Raw genomic sequence first — 16,516 nt, forward strand, 5'->3', positions numbered from 1 at the left:
CGTGAAGTGCGAATGGATGTGAGTTGCTCCGTGCCTAAGTGGCGCGGGGTCTCTTTGATAGTAGCACGTTAGGCGCTTCACACGAGGGGAAAATCATAGTATCTATACACTGTTTGGAATGTGGATATTGTTCACTCGCCGGGTATGTGGTCAGACCAATAATGAATCAATAGTGTGAGCAATGAATGGGTGGAAGGATAAAAGCGGTGTAGACCAGTAGAAATTGGAGGTTTTAAATATATGAATAGCTATATAGTTGAACATCTATATAGTCTTGACATGGTGTTTAACCCCAAATATCCTTGGCGAGACGGTCAATATGAATGGTCAGATATGTCAGTTCATCCTCGCGTAGAGAGTGCTGCATCTGCATTTCTAAAAGCATGAGCACCTTCTGTGCGCAGGCAAAAGCCTCCGGCGCATCTGCACGCACGGCAGCTAAAACACTGGGCTGAGAAATGCCGGTCGATTCAAGCTTTCCCTGGTCGGCGCGCACAAATAAATAGCGCAGGTGGGTAATAAAACGCGCCGCTGAAATAGAGGAGGAGTCAATAGTGCGACCGTAGGCGCTCTCAATCACCTCAAAAACCTGAGCGAAAACCTCGGTCATGCGGAAGGCACGCGACATATCCGCGGTGGCAAACTGGGCATTCACCAGGTGCAGCGCCAGGGGGATTGCCTCCGCGCTATCCAGGCGCACGCCGGTTCGCTCGGCAACCATCTGCAGAGCCTGGCGACCGTAGGTGACCTCGCGGGGATATAGAACCGTTACCTCCGGCTCCAGAGGGTACTGAACCCGAGTACCCTCGCGAGCACGAATGAGTGCATAGTGCAGGTGATCCGCCAGAGGCAGGATAAAGGAATTAGCAATCGCCAGAGTGGAGTCGGCGCGAGCCTGCGCCTCAAGCTGCGTGGCAATGCTGAGAATATCGGCGGGGATTTCCGTCAGAGACCAGGAGAGGCGCTCGGGGGAGATGCCCTGCTCGGGTACAAAGGTCTGCTCAATTTTGGACGGGTCGATCATATCGCCCTTGCGCTTACCAAAGGCAATACCGCGACCCATAACCACCGATTGTTTGCCGGTGGAGTCCTCAAGGAGGGCAATATTATTGTTGTAAATGCGGCTAATGCGCACGCTGTCCCTCCTTGTCGACTCGTGGATTCGGGGTGCTTAGGTCTATCCGGTGAGTGAATACGGATATAAACTCAGGAATGCTTATCCTTAATTTTAGCCCCATTTCACCTGGGGTGAGTGCTTTTATCTGAACTCTTGGGCCTTTACGCTCTCAGGTGGTGTAAGTGTCTGTTTCGGTCTCTGGAGCGGCTGCTGATAGCGCTGTGCAATGCGAAGAGTAACTGCCTTTGGTGGGATCGAGTACGAGGATAAAAGGTATATACGGTTTCAGTGTTGAGGTATATACGGTTTTGACCCCTAGGCCTCTACTTCCTTGATATTCCGGGCTAAAATGGGGTGTGCCTGGTATATACGGTTTTAGGGGTGTGTACATACGGAATCGTTATAACAGGGTTTTCTGCAGCCGCGCCGGTTCGCTGTGAGCACTAAAGTTTATGAAAAAAATTCATAGGTTTAGGCTCAGGTGCTCTCAAAGCCCGGTAACCTTAGATATATGAGCACTAAAGCAACAGAAATCGCCAAGAATCTACCCGCCCTTGAACACCCCGACGGCAGCCCCATCCGCGCCCTGGTGGTGGACGATGAAGAAATGCTCAAAGAACTCGTGAGCATGGGTCTGAAAATGATCGGCTGGGAGGTGCGCTCGGCAGGAGACGGCCCCTCCGCCCTTGCCGTGGCCCGCGATTGGCGACCCGATGTGCTGGTTCTGGACATTATGATGCCCGGCTTTGACGGTATTGAACTGCTTGGTCGCATCCGCAAGTTCTACCCCGAGGTTCCCTGCCTCTTCTTGACCGCAAAAGACTCCGTGGATAACCGTATTGAGGGTCTTGCCGCCGGTGCCGACGACTACGTCACCAAGCCCTTCTCCATGGAAGAGGTCATGATTCGCCTGCACCGCCTGGTGCAGCGCTCCGGTGTAACCGCCGTAGATGACGCTGAACTGGTCGTGGGTGATCTGGTGCTCAACCAGGACACCCGTGAAGTAACTCGCGGCGGCGACCCCATTGTGCTGACCGCAACCCAGTTCGATCTGCTGCGCTACCTGATGGAAAACGCTAAGCGCGTGGTCTCCAAGAGCCAGATCCTGGACAATGTGTGGAATTATGACTTCGGCGGTCAGGCAAATATTGTCGAACTCTACATTTCCTATCTGCGTAAGAAGATCGACGTGGGTCGTGAACCCATGATTCACACCGTGCGTGGCGCCGGTTATGTGCTGCGCCCGGCTATCTAAGGAACCCTCTTAACTAGTGAGTATTCCCCCCAACTCCGTGCCGCCCGCCGGCATGCCCGCCCCGCAGCCTGCACCCGTACCTCAGACACAGGCACCGCTCTCACATGGACAGGCAGCAGAAATCAGCACCGGATATAGTGCTCCCGGTGCTCCTAGCGCTGTCCTGAAACCCGCTCGCAAGCGCCGCCTCTGGCGTTTTAATCTGCGCTTGCGTACCAAAATCATTGCCCTGATGATTAGCCTGCTGGGCGTTGCCATGCTGCTGACCGGTGTAAGTACCTATGTGGTGCTTGAGCAGTCCATGACCAATCAGCTTAAAACCAGTCTGAATCAGGCATCGCAGCGCGCCCAAAGCCCCGGATTTAGTGACCGAGGCGGCGGCGGCTACACCTGCCAGAGCAGCGAGGGTGTGCACAACCCCCTGCTGACCCCCGGTCAGCAGAGCGGTCTGATTAGCATGTGTGTGAGCAGTAGCGACGAGATTGAGTTCGCCGGTCAGCTCACCGACGGCAATACCAGTTCTAAAGTTCGTGAACTAACCGAAGCTGATAAGAACACTCTCTTTACCTATAAAAACGGAGCCTATGACGGTCAAACCGCCCCGGCTGATGGTAAAGAGTACTATATTGTAAAACTCAGTATCGGTGACTACCTGGTTAAGGCATATAAGGGTAAAAACCCTCAAAGTGACATTCTGATTACCGGCGTGCCCATGAAAACCACCCAGGATTACCTGGGGCTCTATGTGACCGCCATGGTCATTGGATCCCTTGCCGTCATGATCGGTGCCGGCGCCCTGGGATCGGTCATTATCCGCCGCACCATGCAGCCCCTGGAACGAGTCTCCGGAGTGGCACTGGAAGTAGCACACACCGATCTGAGCCGCGGCACCCTTGACTCCGCCGTACGCGTGCAGGAACGAGACGCCGACCCCGATACAGAAGTGGGAGCGGTGGGCTACGCCCTGAACCAGATGCTCAATAATGTGGACTCGGCGATTACCATTCGCGACCGCACCGAACAGCAGATCCGCGCCTTTATTGCCGACGCCTCCCACGAGCTGCGCACGCCCCTTGCCTCCATTAAGGGGTACGCGGATATGATGCGCTGGACCGAAGCCCTGAGCGATGAGGGGCAAAGCTCCCTCATGCGCATTGACTCCCAAACGGACCGTATGCGCCGCCTGGTAGAAGATCTACTGCTGCTTGCCCGCCTGGATGAGGGCCGCGAACCCAAATACGAAATGGTGGATCTAACCGAGCTGCTGATTGAAAGCATCTCCGATATTCAGGTCGCCGCGCGCACCCACAAATGGCGACTGGATGTTCCGGATATCCCGGTGGAAATGTACGCCGATAAAATGCAGATGCAGCAGGTCATTCTCAATCTGCTCTCCAATGCGCGCAAACACACCGATGACGGCACCACCGTTATTGCCGGTCTGCGCATTTCCGCTGACGGGCAGCACGCCCTGATCAATGTGGTGGATAACGGCCCGGGTATTGCACCCGAATTTATCTCCAAGATCTTTGACCGTTTCTCCCGCGCGGATAAGGCACGCTCCGGATCCGACGGTACCACCGGCCTGGGCCTGTCCATTGTGCAGGCGATTGTGCAGGCGCACGGCGGTACCATTGAGGTGGCATCGCGTCCCGGACGCACCGAGTTTAAGATTCGCGTGCCCCTGGACTACCGCAAGCATATCTAGCGCTAGAGCAGCTAAGGCATAGAACTCATCGTGGAGGGTACCTGTAGAATAGGTACCCTCCATACCATTGCTCGGATCGTGAACCCGGGCATCGGTACACACCGAATTTAATGCACCGTTCATTAGCACCTTCATTAACCAACCACTCGACATCACAGTCTCAAGGACATATATGGCACAGCTTCTTTACCGCCTGGGCGAACGCTCGGCGCGTTTTGCCTGGAATATGATCGCTATTTGGGTATTCATTATCGCCCTGGCAGCAACCGGCTATAGCGCATTCCACGGCACCCTAGCGAACTCCTTCTCCATCCCCGGTTCCCAAACCCAGCAGCTAAGCGACGAGCTGGCTCAGCGTTTCCCCAGCGCCAATAAGGGCACCGGCCAGGTGGTTGTCTCCACCGCTGACGGTAGCGCCATGAGCGCCGAGCAGCAGCAGGCATTTACCTCCACCCTCGAGGGCGTCGCCAAGCACGTGTCGCAGGTTGACTCCGTGACGGACCCCTTCGCCCAGAAGCAGCAGCTTGAAGACGCCGCGCAGAAGATCCACGACGCGCGCGAGCAGATTAACGGTGCCGAGCCCCAATTTGCTGACGCCTGGACCCAGATTAATAACGCCCAGGCTCAGATCGACGGCGCCATTGCCCAGGGTACGCCCGCTGAGGCGCTCGCCGAACAGCAGACTCAGGTCAACGAGCAGAAAGCTCAGCTGGAGCAGTCCCAGAAGGAATTCCCCTCCAAGAAGAGCGAATTTGAGCGTCAGGAGAAGCTCTACAATCTGCTCTCCTCCTACCATGCGGTTTCCGAAGACGGCAGTACCGCCATTGCTACCGTGATCTTTGACCGCAGCACCCCCAATGTCTCCGCAGAGGCCAAGGAAGAACTGCAGTCCTACTTTAAGAATGCGGACCTCAAAGGTCTGCAGGTGAACTTTAGCCAGAGCATTGCCGAAACCGCCGGTGGCGGCATGGGCTCCAGCGAGATTGTGGGCGTTGCTATTGCCCTCATCGTGCTGATCGTTATGCTCGGCACCCTGATCGCCGCCGGCCTGCCTATCCTCATGGCGCTGGTGGGTGTTATCGTGGGTGTGCTCGGTACTCTGTCCTTCTCCTCCCTGGTGCAGATGAGCTCCACCACCTATATTCTGGGCATGATGCTCGGTCTTGCGGTGGGTATTGACTACTCCCTCTTTATTGTCAACCGTCACCGCCAGAACCTAATGCGTGGCGAAGAGATGCGCCGCTCCATCGCTCTGGCAAATGGCACCAGCGGTAACGCCGTGGTTTTTGCCGGCCTGACTGTGATTATTGCCCTGGTGGCTCTGAACGTGACCGGTATTCCCTTCCTGGGCTATATGGGTAATGCGGCGGCACTGTGCGTGGCGGTAGCTGTGCTGGTGTCCGTCACCCTGACCCCGGCGGTCCTGTCGGTTATTGGTCGCCGTATTATGCCCGCCAAGCTCTGGGCACAGGTGGATAGCGAAGAGAAGATTCAGGCTCTGCAGCAGGAGCGGGAACACCGCGCCGAGAACCCTCACGGCTGGGTCAAGATTGTGACTGCACGCCCCGTGGCAACCATTGCCTTGAGCATTATGCTGCTGGGTGCGCTCGCCATTCCCATGAGCCAGATGCGCCTGGGCCTGCCCGATGCCTCCGCCTCCGCCGTGGAGAGCACCGACTACAAGGCATACCAGCAGGTCAAGGAAAAGTTCGGTGAGGGCATGAGCGGCCCGGTTCTCGTGGTTGCTCACACCCCGGAGGGCATGGATCAGGCCAAGAGCGAGGAAACGCAGATTGCCATTGCGTCCTTCATTAAGTCCAAGGACAATGTTGCAACCGTCATCCCCGCCGGTCAGACCGATGATTACACCCTGCAGGTTTTCCAGGTAATCCCCACCCACGGCCCGGCGTCTGAAGAGACCGAGAAACTCGTGCAGCAGCTGCGCGAATCCACCGTGGATGTGCAGAACACCCAGGTGAGCCTGGGCGTGACGGGTCTGACCGGAGGCAATATTGACGTCTCTCAGATTCTCGCCTCCAAGCTGCCCCTGTACTTGGCTGTGGTGCTGGGACTGTCCTTTATTGTGATGATCCTGGTTTTCCGCTCCATTATTGTTCCCCTGGTTGCAACCGTGGGCTTTTTGGGGTCGATCCTGGCAAGTTTCGGTGCCGTGGTGGCAATTTACCAGCTGGGCTTTATGGGTTCCATCTTTGGTGTGCACGATCCGGGCCCGGTGCTTTCTTTCCTGCCCACGCTCATGATCGGTATTCTTTTCGGTCTGGCAATGGATTACCAGGTGTTCCTGGTGTCGGGTATGCGCGAGGAGTATGTGCACGGCCGTGAGGCTCGCCAGGCTGTGGTGACCGGTTATAACCATGCGGTGCGCGTGGTGGTTGCCGCAATGATCATTATGATTTCGGTCTTTGGCGGCTTTATGTTTGCTGAGTCGGCAATGATTCGCCCCATGGGCTTTGGTCTGGCGTTCGGCGTGCTGGTGGACGCCTTTATTGTGCGCATGACCCTCACCCCCGCGGTTTTGACCCTGCTGGGGGATAAGGCATGGTGGATCCCCGCCTGGCTGGATCGTGTGCTTCCGCAGCTGGACGTTGAGGGTGCTTCCCTGAGCGAATCCGAGGACTCCGTTGATCCTGAAGAGGACGAGGATGACGAGGAGTTTGAGCAGGAACTGGCTTCTAAGAACGCGGCGCATGAAGAAGCTGCTGCCGAGCCCGCCGAAGATAGCGCGGATGAGGAGAGCAAAGAGCCTGAAAGCGCCAAGGAAGAGATCGAGGAAGAATCTGAGGAAGAATATGAACCGGAGCTGCAGACCGCGGCAATGGAACTGAAGCTTCCCGAGCATATTTCTCCGGCAACCGAGTCCATTACCACGGTGGATAAGAACTATCGACCCACCCTGGACTCTGATGAGCTGAAGTAATCTGCTGCCAGATAGAACGAGATAGATAAAGGGGCTGCCCGTAACGGGTAGCCCCTTTATCTATGTATTGATGCTGGCTGTGGGCGCATCGACGGCTATATGACGTAATTTAAGTGCCCATAACTACCGGGTAGATAGCGGCCGGGTTTATGGTGGATAGAGCCGCAGTACCTCACTTTGTGCCTCGTACTACGGTTCACACACACAAATAACCGAAGGATATCAATGACCACCAATAACCCGCAGAGCCCACCTGAGGCTCTGCTGAACCGCATCCACCCCCTCATCCTGGTCTTTATTGGCGGAGGCACCGGCACCCTGCTGCGAGTGCTTGCGCCCCTGAATATCTCCATAGTGAATACCCTGGGCGCCCTGCTGCTAGGCGTGCTCACCGCCCTCTGGGCAGCCAGCCCGCGGGATACCCGCGGTCAGCGCCTGCTGCTGGGTACCGGTCTGCTGGGTGGCTTTACCAGCTATTCCGCAATTGCCGGAGTGCTCAATTACGGTCCGCTCTTTACGAGCTTCGGCACCCGCACTCCCGTAGAGCTCTTCTTCGTGCTCACCCTACTTAGCGGTCTGCTGGCTGCAGCCGCCGGGGTTTTTATCGGTAACCTGCTGGCGCGCGTGCTGCCCGGTTTTGAACCGGTGCACCCGGGCGCAGAGAGTGAAGGGGAGAACTAATGCTCTATACTCTGGCTATTTTCTGCGCCGGCGGTCTGGGATCGGTGCTGCGCTATCTGGGCGATAGTTCTTTGAGCGCTCGCTTTAAGAACCACCCCCTGGGGCTGTGGATTACCCCCACGGTCATCATCAATATTGTCGGTTCTCTACTCTACGGTGTACTGGCTGCCTGCGCGTATAACCCGCGTTTGGAATCGGCAACGGCGCAGACTCTCTCCGTGCTCATGCTGGGCTTCTTGGGTGGTTTTACGACTTTCTCGACCGCTATGGTGGAGGCGGTGCAGGCTTTGGCTCAGCGCGCCTATTACCGTTTCTTTCTTCTGTGGGCGGGTCAGCTTATGCTTGCGGTGGTCTTTGTGTCCCTGAGTTATATTCTGACCATGCAGATTCTTTCTTCCTTGCGTTAGGGGAACAGGGCGCTGTGGCGTTGATCTAGAGCCCCCGAGGGAATGAGGGTGTGTTCTCTCACGGTGCTTATCACAGCTAAATCATAGATGGGCGCGATACGATAGAGGCTCACTGACTCATTCACCTCAGGGCTTACCTGACCCATTGGAAAGGTTAAGGCGCTTCGCGCCCATGAAAGATCTGCTCAATCGCCATATGGCGTATGTTTTCGGTACCGAGATTACGGTGCTGACCCTTATTCTCTGCGCGGTGGGTTTTACTGCCATGGTCTACCGCGGCCGTCGCCTGAACCATCGGGTGGGGTTTAAGCACTATCTGCTCAGCGGCGCCTTTGCGCTCTTTTTGGCGTCCATTCTTGCTTTTACCCTCACCCCCATTGATGTGCAGTCGGATTATTGCACGTCGGGGTTGTACTATCCACGTTTTGGCCTGGGCTGGAGTTGGCAGGAGGCGTGGGAGCAGAGCTCTTCTGCGGGATTCCCGCAGGTGTTTTTGACCCGTAACTTTGCGCAGCTCTTTTTCAATATTGCTCTTTTTATCCCTCTGGGGTTCTTTACCGCGGGTTGTTTGAAATGGGATCTGCTCAAGACCGCAATCGCAGGTTTTACTCTCTCGGCTTTTATTGAGTTGAGTCAGCTGACCGGTAACTGGGGTATTGCTGGATGCGCCTACCGCACCTTTGATGTGGATGATTTGCTCAATAACACTCTGGGTGCTGTGGTGGGTGCGCTTGTGGTGTATGCTCTGCGTTCGCTATGGAAAGCGCTATTTTCCCGTAGTGCAGACTTGCATAGCGCATAAATACAGGTATATAGCTTAATAGAAATATAGATGGGTGTGTATCTCATATGAGATACACACCCATCTATTCATAGAGTTATATAGCCAACTATGCTTGAGCGGCGGTGCTTTCGGTACCCTTGGCCGCCCACACAAAAATCTGACGAATAAAATCCTCGCAGGCACGAATCTGATCCAACTCAATCCACTCATTGGGAGTATGAGCCTGAGCAATATCGCCCGGGCCGCAAATAATGGACTGAACACCCGCCTGCTGGAACTGGCCAGCTTCGGTACCGTACGTGACCTTTTCGGGAGCCGCTGCATTATTGAGCCAGTGCTGAGCCAGAAGAACCAGGGGAGCATCATCTGCGGTCTTTAGACCCGGCACGCGAGCCAGCAGCTCATGCTTGATCTCCAGGCGCTGAACTAGGGAACCGGCGGGTGCCTCCGCAAGCTGCTCAGCGCGCGCAGCCGCTGCACTAAAACGCTGAGTAATGGGGCCCAGAAGCTCCGCATCCAAAGTTTCAAGAACCGACTCGGTGCTCACGCTCGGCAGAGTGCGGAAATCATATTCCAGCTCGGCACGCTCGGCGACAATATTGTATTGAACACCGGCGCGCAGATAGTTCACGCCACCGGTTGAATGCGGCACCACGAAATCAGAATCAAAAGGGCCCTCAGCTGCCCATGAATTCGCCAGGTCATTAAGGAAGACCGAAAACTCTGCTGCCGGTACGGTGGCATTAACCCCGTGCGGCGCCAGGGAGCCGTGTTTAGCAATACCGGTAAAGCTCACGCGACCGCGGTGAGCGCCCTTGTGCGCTGAAATCACGCGCATACTGGAGGGCTCACCCACCACGCAAAACGTAGGCTGAATACCGCGAGCGCTAAACTCTTGGATCATAGAGGGCGCACCCACACAGCCGATCTCCTCATCATAGGAGAAAGCAAAGTGCACGGGCAGGCGCAGGGAGCCTGCGGCGCGCAAGGCGATCAGCTCGGGCAGCAGGTGCATGGCAACGCCCAGGTAGGCTTTCATATCGCAGGCACCGCGACCGTATAGTCGCGTGCCGCGCACGGTAGCCTCAAAAGGATCAGAGTCCCAGTCTTGACCGGCTACGGGCACCACATCGGTGTGTCCGGAGATGACAATGCCCCCGTTGGTTTGCCCGTCGCTGGCGGGTACGGTCACAAAGAGGTTGGCTCGGGTGCCGTCCTCGCTATAGGTGCGCACACCCTCAAGACCGTATTCTCCAAAGGCTTTTTCGAGCTCTTCAATCAGGGGTAGATTGCTGCTGCCGCTTTCAGTGGGAATAGAAATCAGGCGCGCAATCCATGGGTAGGAGGCGGGAAGATCCTGGCTCACGGTGTATCCAATCCTTGTGCCGGTAGGGTAAATATGTCTGTACTAAATCATATATTCCACGCTGGAGTGCTCACCCAGAGTGTGGAAGGTACGGCTGTGGTAGACCAGGGGAGCACCCTCGGTATTGTGGCGAATAAATTCTTCAATGCGCGCGGTAACTACCAGCGCCGGTCCTGCCGCCACGCGACTAAGCGGTACGGCGCGGGCAACGACCCCAACACCGTGCAGCAGGGGCTCGCCGGTGCTGAGCGTCTCCCATTCTTCGGGGTTTTCAAAGCGGGGCAGGCCGGGCTTGGCGAAGGTCTTTGCCAGGGCGATATTATCGGCATTGAGCATATGAATCAGGAAGGAATCAGCCTCGCTAATAACGGCTGCGGTGCCGCTGAGAGATTTGAGGGAGAAAGCAACAATTGCAGGATCTGCCGAGACCGAGACCAGGGAGGAGGCGGTCATGCCCACGGGTTCGCCGGCGTCGGTGGTTGCGGTGAGGATGGAGACTCCGGCGGGGTGGTTGCCGAATGCTTGCTTGAAGAGCTCTGCGGTGTCTTCGCTAATACCCTGTACGGTCATAATCTGTCTTTCTCTGCGGCTGCATGTTCTTCTTTAGACTATGCCCGGGGGCACTGTTTTGCCTAGTGAATGTCGAAATATGGCGTAGCGTTACTTTCTGTGACGTATTAAGACACATAATGTCATGTAACGATACGGAGCCAATGGCGATACTCTATGCGATGACAGGTAGAATCTATAGATGTAGGTTGAGCTTCCGTTAAGGAGCTGCCTATATGCGCACTATACCCACGAGAAGAAGAGGTTTCATGTACTCTGCTTGGTTGCCGTATGCTGGAGCGATTATTTTTGCAGTATTTATCTTCATCGCTCCGGGTTTGCTGATTGCAGTAACTTTGAGGCAGCGAGGTATCGCGGCTCTGGGTATTGCCCCTATCCTGTCGGCATCTACTGTGGCAGTGGGTTCCATTGCGGCAGCAAAGCTGGGTGTTCGATGGTCGATTTTTGTCCCCTTTGCAACTGCTTTGTTTATTGCTGCTGTGGGATGGGCTGTTATGAGCTTGGCGCAGCGTTTTGGCTGGGCGGATTCTTATCGTTGGCTGGGCGTATCTGAACAACCGGTAGAACGCGCTCAGTGGTCTTCTCGTGTTTCCTGGGTAACCTACGGCGCTATTATTATTGGTGCTCTTTTGCTGATTCGCCAGGTTGTCAATGGTATTGGCTTGCCGGAGAATCTTCCTCAGACCTATGACGTTAATTTCCACGTCAATGCTATTCGATATATTGCTGAGGAAGGCAATGCATCTTCGCTGACGTTGGCGGCAATGACCGGTGGCGATGAGGTCTTCTACCCCGGTGTATGGCATGCTTTTGCAGCCCTGGTATATATGTATGCCGGTACGAGCGTTATTGCCAGCGCCAATGTCGTTACTCTTGTGATATCGGCGCTGGTATGGCCGGTTTCTTTGATGTACCTGGTGCGCGTTGCTCTGAACCTTAATATTGTGGGCATTGTGGGTGCAGGTGTTGCAGCTGCTTCCTTTAGCTCTTTCCCTCTGGTTCTTGTTTTTTATGGTGTGCTGTACCCCAATGCTCTGGGTCTTGCTATTATTCCTGCTGCATTTGCTATGGGGGCTCAGCTGGTGCGTGTGTGCGCTACGCGCTACCTTTCCTCCACGAGTGCCCTGTACCTGCTCTTCTGGTCTTCTATTGCATTGGCTCTGGCGCATCCGAATACTTTGATGAGCTGGTTGCTTTTCGCTCTTCCGCTCATTGTGATCCGTATGGTGCTGCAGTGCGTTGCTATGGTTCGCCGTGAGGTGCCCGTTCGACAGGGTATTCTGCAGCTTGTGCTTCTGAGCTTGTACCCGATTGTTCTGGGTGTTCTGTGGAATATTGTCCGCCCGCTCAAGCACGCTGGCCCCTGGGGTCCCAAGTTGTCGGATTCCCAGGCGTGGGGTGAGATGCTGGGTAATGCCTCCATTGGTGTTGGCTCCATTCTGATTGTTATTTCTGCCTTTACCCTGATTGGTGCATATACTCTGATTGTCCGCAAGGATAAGGGGCGCTGGGTGGTTGCCTCCTGGCTGCTCGTTGGCTTGTTCTTTGTGATGGCTCGTTCTCTCGCGTGGGAGGAAGAGCGTTACTTCTGGGTTGGCGTGTGGTATCACGACCATTACCGCCTAGCTGCACTTTTGCCTATTTTTGCTGCTCCTCTTGCCGCATACGGTGTGCAGACTGCGTGGACCTATGTCCGTACTAAGTTGGCTGAGTGGAAGCTGCCTGCCGTGGCGGTTATGACTGTGACGACCCTGCTCTTTGTGGGTGCAGCGGTACAAACTCAGCGTAGTCATCCTATGACTGCGATGACTCACCTGTCCTATGCAAACTATGTGATGACTGAGGATAGCCTGCTGCTCTCTACCGATGAAAAGGACGTCATCGATCATATTCCTGAGTATGTTCCGCAGGGTGAGACTCTTATTATTCAGCCTTATACCGGTTCTTCGGTTATTTATGCCTACACCGGTTATAACGTAACCGCTAAGCATGTTCTGTATACCCCAACCCCTGAGGTTGAGACTATTAATCGCGGCCTGAAGAATGCTTTGACTGATCCGAAGGTGTGCGAGGCTGTTCGTGCCGCTAAAGCCTACTACTATGTAGATTTCGGCACGAAGCAGGTGGATAATGTATTTTCTAACCAGTACCCCGGATTTATTGGGGTTAAGCGCTCGGGTGTTCTGACTCCTGTCTACACCAAGGGCAAGGTCGGTCTGTATAAGGTTTCTGCCTGCTAAGAGGCTAGCGAGATATTGTTCGGGTGATGGTCACTGCGGCTTGTGATGAGCGGGTGGCCATCACCAATGATGTAGCATTAATGGGTAGAACTATGGAACGTACAGAACATCACGAATCGTCTCGAGAAGCGCGCACTCTGGTCATTATGCCTGCTTGGAATGAGGAAGAAGCAATTGGTGCAACCATTGCTGAAATCCGCAGGGAGGCACCCGGGGTGGATATTGTCGTGGTCAATGATGGCTCCACCGATAATACCAGCAGGGTAGCCCGTGAGGCCGGCGCCCTGGTGATTGATCAGCTGTACAATATGGGCGTCGGTGCTGCTATGCGCACCGGTTACCGATACGCACAGCAGCAGGACTATGACTATGCCCTGCAGGTGGATTCCGACGGCCAGCACGATCCGCGCAGTATCGCTGACTTGCAGCAGGCTATTGAGGGATACGATATTGTGGTCGGTACCCGTTTTGCTGAGGGTAGCGACTATAAGGTGTCCGGTCCGCGAAAGTGGGCAATGGGTCTTCTATCTTTCCTCTTTACCCGCGCTGCGGGCACCCCGTTTACCGATGTGACCAGTGGTTTTAAGATTGCCAACCGTACCGGTATTGATTTCTATGTAAAGAACCTGCCGGCGGAGTACCTGGGGGATACCGTCAATATTACGGCTATGGCTATTCGCAATGGTTTGCGGGTACGTCAGGTGCCGGTGACTATGCGTGAGCGTCAGGGCGGTGAGCCGTCCTCCGGCCCGATGAAGTCCGCAGTGTACCTGGTGCGTTCCCTCTTCTCCTATGCAATTTCTATGAGCCGTAAGAAGCAGGTGTTGTAATGAGCAGTAATGTCTTTTTCCTGATCCTTGCTCTCTGCATTTCCGTGCTGGTGATTGCTCAGGTACGCACCCGTAAGATGCACGAGAAGTATGCCTTTTTGTGGCTGAGCGTTTCTGCCGTCATTATTGTGTTGGGTGCCTTTCCGAATATTCTTAATGGCATTACAACAGCGGTGGGTATTGCAACCCCGGTGAACCTGCTCTTCTTGCTGTCCATTATGTTGCTGATTGGTGTATGCCTGCACCTGACCCTGGAACTGACCTCTCTTTCCGAGAAAAACCGTGTACTAGCTGAAGAGGTTGCCATTATTAAGGCGCGGCTCAGGCAGGGGGAGAGTGGATCTTCTGCTGAAGATACCTACAAGAAAACCTCAGAGACTTTGGATCGTTAAAGAATCTAGTGTGGAGTAAAAATGACTGTTGATATTCTATTCCCGTATTACGGTGACGTTGCAATGATGAAGCAGGCTGTTCTGTCTATCGTTGCTCAGACTAACCCCGATTGGCGTCTGATTGTTGTTGATGATGGCTACCCCGATGACTCTATCCCCGGCTGGTTTGAGTCTCTCAACGATGAGCGTATTACCTATATGCGCAATGAAACGAACCTGGGTGCGAATGCGAACTACCGCAAGTGCCTGACCTTCGTTGAGAATGAGCTGGTAACCGTGATGGGCGCTGATGATGTTATGCTGCCCAATTACGTCCAGTGGCTGGTGGATGCAGCGGCAGCCCACCCTGAAGCAAGCATTTTCCAGCCCGGCGTTGTGGTGATTGATGAGAACAACGCTGCATCCAACACCCTGGTGGAGAAGACCAAGGCATACTACCGTCCCAAGGAAGCTACCGTTCTGGGCGGTGAAGATCTGGTGGCATCGCTGCTGCGCGGTACCTGGTTCTACTTCCCCTCCCTGGGCTGGCGCGCTGACATGATGCTCAGCACCGGCTTCCGCGAGGGTCTGAACGTTATCCAGGATATGGCTCTGGTGCTGGATATTGCGATGCGCGGCGGTTCCCTGTACTACGATCCGACCCTGGCATTTATGTACCGCCGTCACGGTGGTTCTGACTCCTCCTGGCGTGCGCTGGAAGGCACCCGTTTCGATGAGGAGCGCGGCTACTTTAACGATATCGCCGATGAAATGTCTGCTCTGGGTTGGGCTCGTGCGGCGCGTATTGCTCGCATTCGTTTCTCTTCCCGTATGCACGCTTTGACCCTGCTGCCCAAGGCCGCATTGGCAAAGAAGTGGAACGGTGTGAAGAACCTAGCTAACCACGTGGTGAAGTAAGACATTCTTATGGGTGCAGAAGAAAATCCGGCAGCTGAGGCGACTACCGTTAAGCGCAGCCATTCGGCGGCTTTGGCGGGCTCGTCTCTTCTCTCGGCTATAGGGACGCTAGCTGCTACGGTCATTATTAAGCACGTCTTTGAAGGGCCTGAGCTGGCAGAGTTCCTGATCTTCTGGTCGATTCTTTTTGCCTGCACCAGTATTATGACCGGGGTGCAGCCCGAGGTAACTCGGGCTGTCACCTCGGCACACCACACCTACGTGTATAAGGCACGTATTGTCCCGGTTATTCTGCTCTTTGGTGCTGTGGCAGCGTTTTTAGTGCTGGTTACCGCATGGTGGTGGGCTCCTGCACAGGTGCCTATATCGCCTTATAGCGCGGTGGGGGCTATTGCCTGCGGTGTATTTTTCTATATTGTGCAGGCATTTTTGAGCGGTGCGAGTGCCGGTAATCATCATTGGTATTTCTTTGCCGCCATTGGCTCGGTGGAGTCCATGGGACGCCTGGTGCTTATGATTGCTGCAGCGTTTGTGGTTCCCAGCCTGATGGGTATGGAAATAGCGACCGTTGCGCCCATGATGTTGTGGGTATTTTTGGTGATTGCTGTGGTGGCGGGGCGTGCCGCGTGGTCGGCACGCGCCGATGTAGAAGCTGGTCAGCTCGCCAAGAATCTTGGGTGGGCTCTTATATCGGCTATTGCTTCGGCGGTGCTGATGTTGGGATTCCCCGCGGTTCTTAATAGTTCGCAGAAGGATATTAGCGGTACGGAGGTTATTGCTTTATCTATTCTGATTCTGGCTATTTCCATTACTCGTTCTCCCATTATGATTCCCCTGGTGGTTTTCCAGGGGGTTGCTATTGCGGCTTTTGTGAAGCAAAAGCATCGCCCTCTTCAGGCATTTATCAAGCCGGCTGCGGCGGTTGTGGGCGTTGGTGCTGTGGGTGCTGCTGCAGCCTGGGTCATTGGTCCTTGGCTCTTTAGCCTGCTCTATCCGGCAAAGCCCAGTGAAGTAGATGTCTATGCGCAGGTTGTGACCGGCCCTGTGCTGGCGGCTCTGGTATTCGCTGCTGCTCTCCTGGCGTTATTGACGCTTTCAGGTAATATTTCTTTGGCTGTGGGTCTGCACCGAGGATATATGCTAGGGTGGATTGCGGCGGCTTCTATGACGTGTCTTGTGGTATTTATCGTGCCATTACCGCTTGTAGTCAGGGCAATTGCGGCATTAATGTGCGGCCCCATTGTGGGTATATGCGTACATTTGTGGGCAGTGAACCGTCTTAACGCTCAGGCTAATATGACTTAAAAGGACACCGCATGTGGGATAAAGCC

The 16,516-nt window shown here is 54.9% G+C and carries 14 protein-coding genes; 11 read left to right on the forward strand and 3 right to left on the reverse strand.

The window, feature by feature from the left end; genetic code table 11:
- Nucleotides 1–286: 286 nt before the first annotated feature.
- The gene (locus Q4P78_RS00295; RefSeq protein WP_303338310.1) at nt 287–1,135 is read right to left on the reverse strand and encodes a PRD domain-containing protein; all 849 of its coding nucleotides are present in this window, start codon (nt 1,133–1,135) and stop codon (nt 287–289) included.
- A gap of 493 nt (nt 1,136–1,628) precedes the next feature.
- On the opposite strand from Q4P78_RS00295, the gene Q4P78_RS00300 reads away from it, so the two are divergent.
- The 6 genes from Q4P78_RS00300 (at nt 1,629) to Q4P78_RS00325 (ending at nt 8,908) form a co-directional block, all read left to right on the forward strand.
- Nucleotides 1,629–2,372 carry a response regulator transcription factor gene (locus Q4P78_RS00300; RefSeq protein WP_303338311.1) on the forward strand — a complete coding sequence of 248 codons (744 nt, stop codon included), beginning with the start codon at nt 1,629–1,631 and terminating at the stop codon, nt 2,370–2,372.
- A gap of 16 nt (nt 2,373–2,388) precedes the next feature.
- Nucleotides 2,389–4,080, forward strand: a complete 1,692-nt coding sequence (locus Q4P78_RS00305) for a cell wall metabolism sensor histidine kinase WalK (protein ID WP_303338312.1) — start codon at nt 2,389–2,391, stop codon at nt 4,078–4,080.
- Between the two features lie 172 nt (nt 4,081–4,252).
- A complete protein-coding gene (locus tag Q4P78_RS00310; protein ID WP_303338313.1) occupies nt 4,253–7,018 on the forward strand; it encodes an MMPL family transporter in 2,766 nt (921 codons plus the stop codon).
- 225 nt (nt 7,019–7,243) lie between these two features.
- Entirely contained in the window at nt 7,244–7,699 is a 456-nt protein-coding gene (locus Q4P78_RS00315) for a CrcB family protein (protein WP_303338314.1), read from the forward strand.
- On the forward strand, nt 7,699–8,106 hold the full coding sequence (locus Q4P78_RS00320) for a CrcB family protein (RefSeq protein ID WP_303338315.1): 408 nt from the start codon (nt 7,699–7,701) through the stop codon (nt 8,104–8,106). The genes Q4P78_RS00315 and Q4P78_RS00320 overlap by 1 nt, the downstream gene beginning before the upstream one ends.
- 172 nt (nt 8,107–8,278) lie before the next feature.
- The gene (locus tag Q4P78_RS00325) at nt 8,279–8,908 is read left to right on the forward strand and encodes a VanZ family protein (protein ID WP_303338316.1); all 630 of its coding nucleotides are present in this window, start codon (nt 8,279–8,281) and stop codon (nt 8,906–8,908) included.
- 88 nt (nt 8,909–8,996) lie between these two features.
- Here Q4P78_RS00325 and Q4P78_RS00330 read toward each other — a convergent pair whose 3' ends face one another.
- Nucleotides 8,997–10,256 (reverse strand): acetylornithine deacetylase, encoded by a 1,260-nt coding sequence (locus Q4P78_RS00330; protein WP_303338317.1) that lies wholly within the window; start codon nt 10,254–10,256, stop codon nt 8,997–8,999.
- A gap of 42 nt (nt 10,257–10,298) precedes the next feature.
- Entirely contained in the window at nt 10,299–10,826 is a 528-nt protein-coding gene (locus tag Q4P78_RS00335; protein ID WP_303338318.1) for a flavin reductase family protein, read from the reverse strand.
- Between the two features lie 248 nt (nt 10,827–11,074).
- Between Q4P78_RS00335 and Q4P78_RS00340 the strand changes: the two genes are divergently transcribed.
- The 5 genes from Q4P78_RS00340 to Q4P78_RS00360 all read left to right on the forward strand — a co-directional run bounded on the left by Q4P78_RS00340 (nt 11,075) and on the right by Q4P78_RS00360 (nt 16,490).
- Nucleotides 11,075–13,066 carry a DUF6541 family protein gene (locus tag Q4P78_RS00340; protein ID WP_303338319.1) on the forward strand — a complete coding sequence of 664 codons (1,992 nt, stop codon included), beginning with the start codon at nt 11,075–11,077 and terminating at the stop codon, nt 13,064–13,066.
- A 92-nt stretch (nt 13,067–13,158) separates the two neighbouring features.
- Nucleotides 13,159–13,896: a glycosyltransferase family 2 protein gene (locus tag Q4P78_RS00345; RefSeq protein ID WP_303338320.1), complete on the forward strand. Its 738-nt coding sequence runs from the start codon at nt 13,159–13,161 to the stop codon at nt 13,894–13,896.
- Nucleotides 13,896–14,288, forward strand: coding sequence for a DUF2304 domain-containing protein (locus Q4P78_RS00350; RefSeq protein ID WP_303338321.1), 393 nt, complete (start codon nt 13,896–13,898; stop codon nt 14,286–14,288). Before Q4P78_RS00345 ends, Q4P78_RS00350 begins: the two co-directional genes overlap by 1 nt.
- A 21-nt stretch (nt 14,289–14,309) precedes the next feature.
- Nucleotides 14,310–15,185: a glycosyltransferase gene (locus Q4P78_RS00355; protein ID WP_303338322.1), complete on the forward strand. Its 876-nt coding sequence runs from the start codon at nt 14,310–14,312 to the stop codon at nt 15,183–15,185.
- 9 nt (nt 15,186–15,194) lie between these two features.
- Complete coding sequence (locus tag Q4P78_RS00360; protein WP_303338323.1) at nt 15,195–16,490, forward strand: hypothetical protein; 1,296 nt, start codon at nt 15,195–15,197, stop codon at nt 16,488–16,490.
- Nucleotides 16,491–16,516 lie beyond the last annotated feature (26 nt).

The sequence above is a fragment of the Rothia sp. (in: high G+C Gram-positive bacteria) genome (assembly GCF_030540545.1).
Classification (GTDB): Bacteria; Actinomycetota; Actinomycetes; order Actinomycetales; family Micrococcaceae; genus Rothia.

Excerpts from the sequence above, each read along its gene's own strand:
- Q4P78_RS00300 (WP_303338311.1), top strand. The coding sequence starts at position 1,629 with ATGAGCACTAAAGCAACAGAAATCGCCAAGAATCTACCCGCCCTTGAA.
- Q4P78_RS00310 (WP_303338313.1), top strand. The coding sequence starts at position 4,253 with ATGGCACAGCTTCTTTACCGCCTGGGCGAACGCTCGGCGCGTTTTGCC.
- Q4P78_RS00315 (WP_303338314.1), top strand. The coding sequence starts at position 7,244 with ATGACCACCAATAACCCGCAGAGCCCACCTGAGGCTCTGCTGAACCGC.
- Q4P78_RS00320 (WP_303338315.1), top strand. The coding sequence starts at position 7,699 with ATGCTCTATACTCTGGCTATTTTCTGCGCCGGCGGTCTGGGATCGGTG.
- Q4P78_RS00325 (WP_303338316.1), top strand. The coding sequence starts at position 8,279 with ATGAAAGATCTGCTCAATCGCCATATGGCGTATGTTTTCGGTACCGAG.
- Q4P78_RS00335 (WP_303338318.1), bottom strand. The coding sequence starts at position 10,826 with ATGACCGTACAGGGTATTAGCGAAGACACCGCAGAGCTCTTCAAGCAA.
- Q4P78_RS00340 (WP_303338319.1), top strand. The coding sequence starts at position 11,075 with ATGTACTCTGCTTGGTTGCCGTATGCTGGAGCGATTATTTTTGCAGTA.
- Q4P78_RS00345 (WP_303338320.1), top strand. The coding sequence starts at position 13,159 with ATGGAACGTACAGAACATCACGAATCGTCTCGAGAAGCGCGCACTCTG.
- Q4P78_RS00350 (WP_303338321.1), top strand. The coding sequence starts at position 13,896 with ATGAGCAGTAATGTCTTTTTCCTGATCCTTGCTCTCTGCATTTCCGTG.
- Q4P78_RS00355 (WP_303338322.1), top strand. The coding sequence starts at position 14,310 with ATGACTGTTGATATTCTATTCCCGTATTACGGTGACGTTGCAATGATG.
- Q4P78_RS00360 (WP_303338323.1), top strand. The coding sequence starts at position 15,195 with ATGGGTGCAGAAGAAAATCCGGCAGCTGAGGCGACTACCGTTAAGCGC.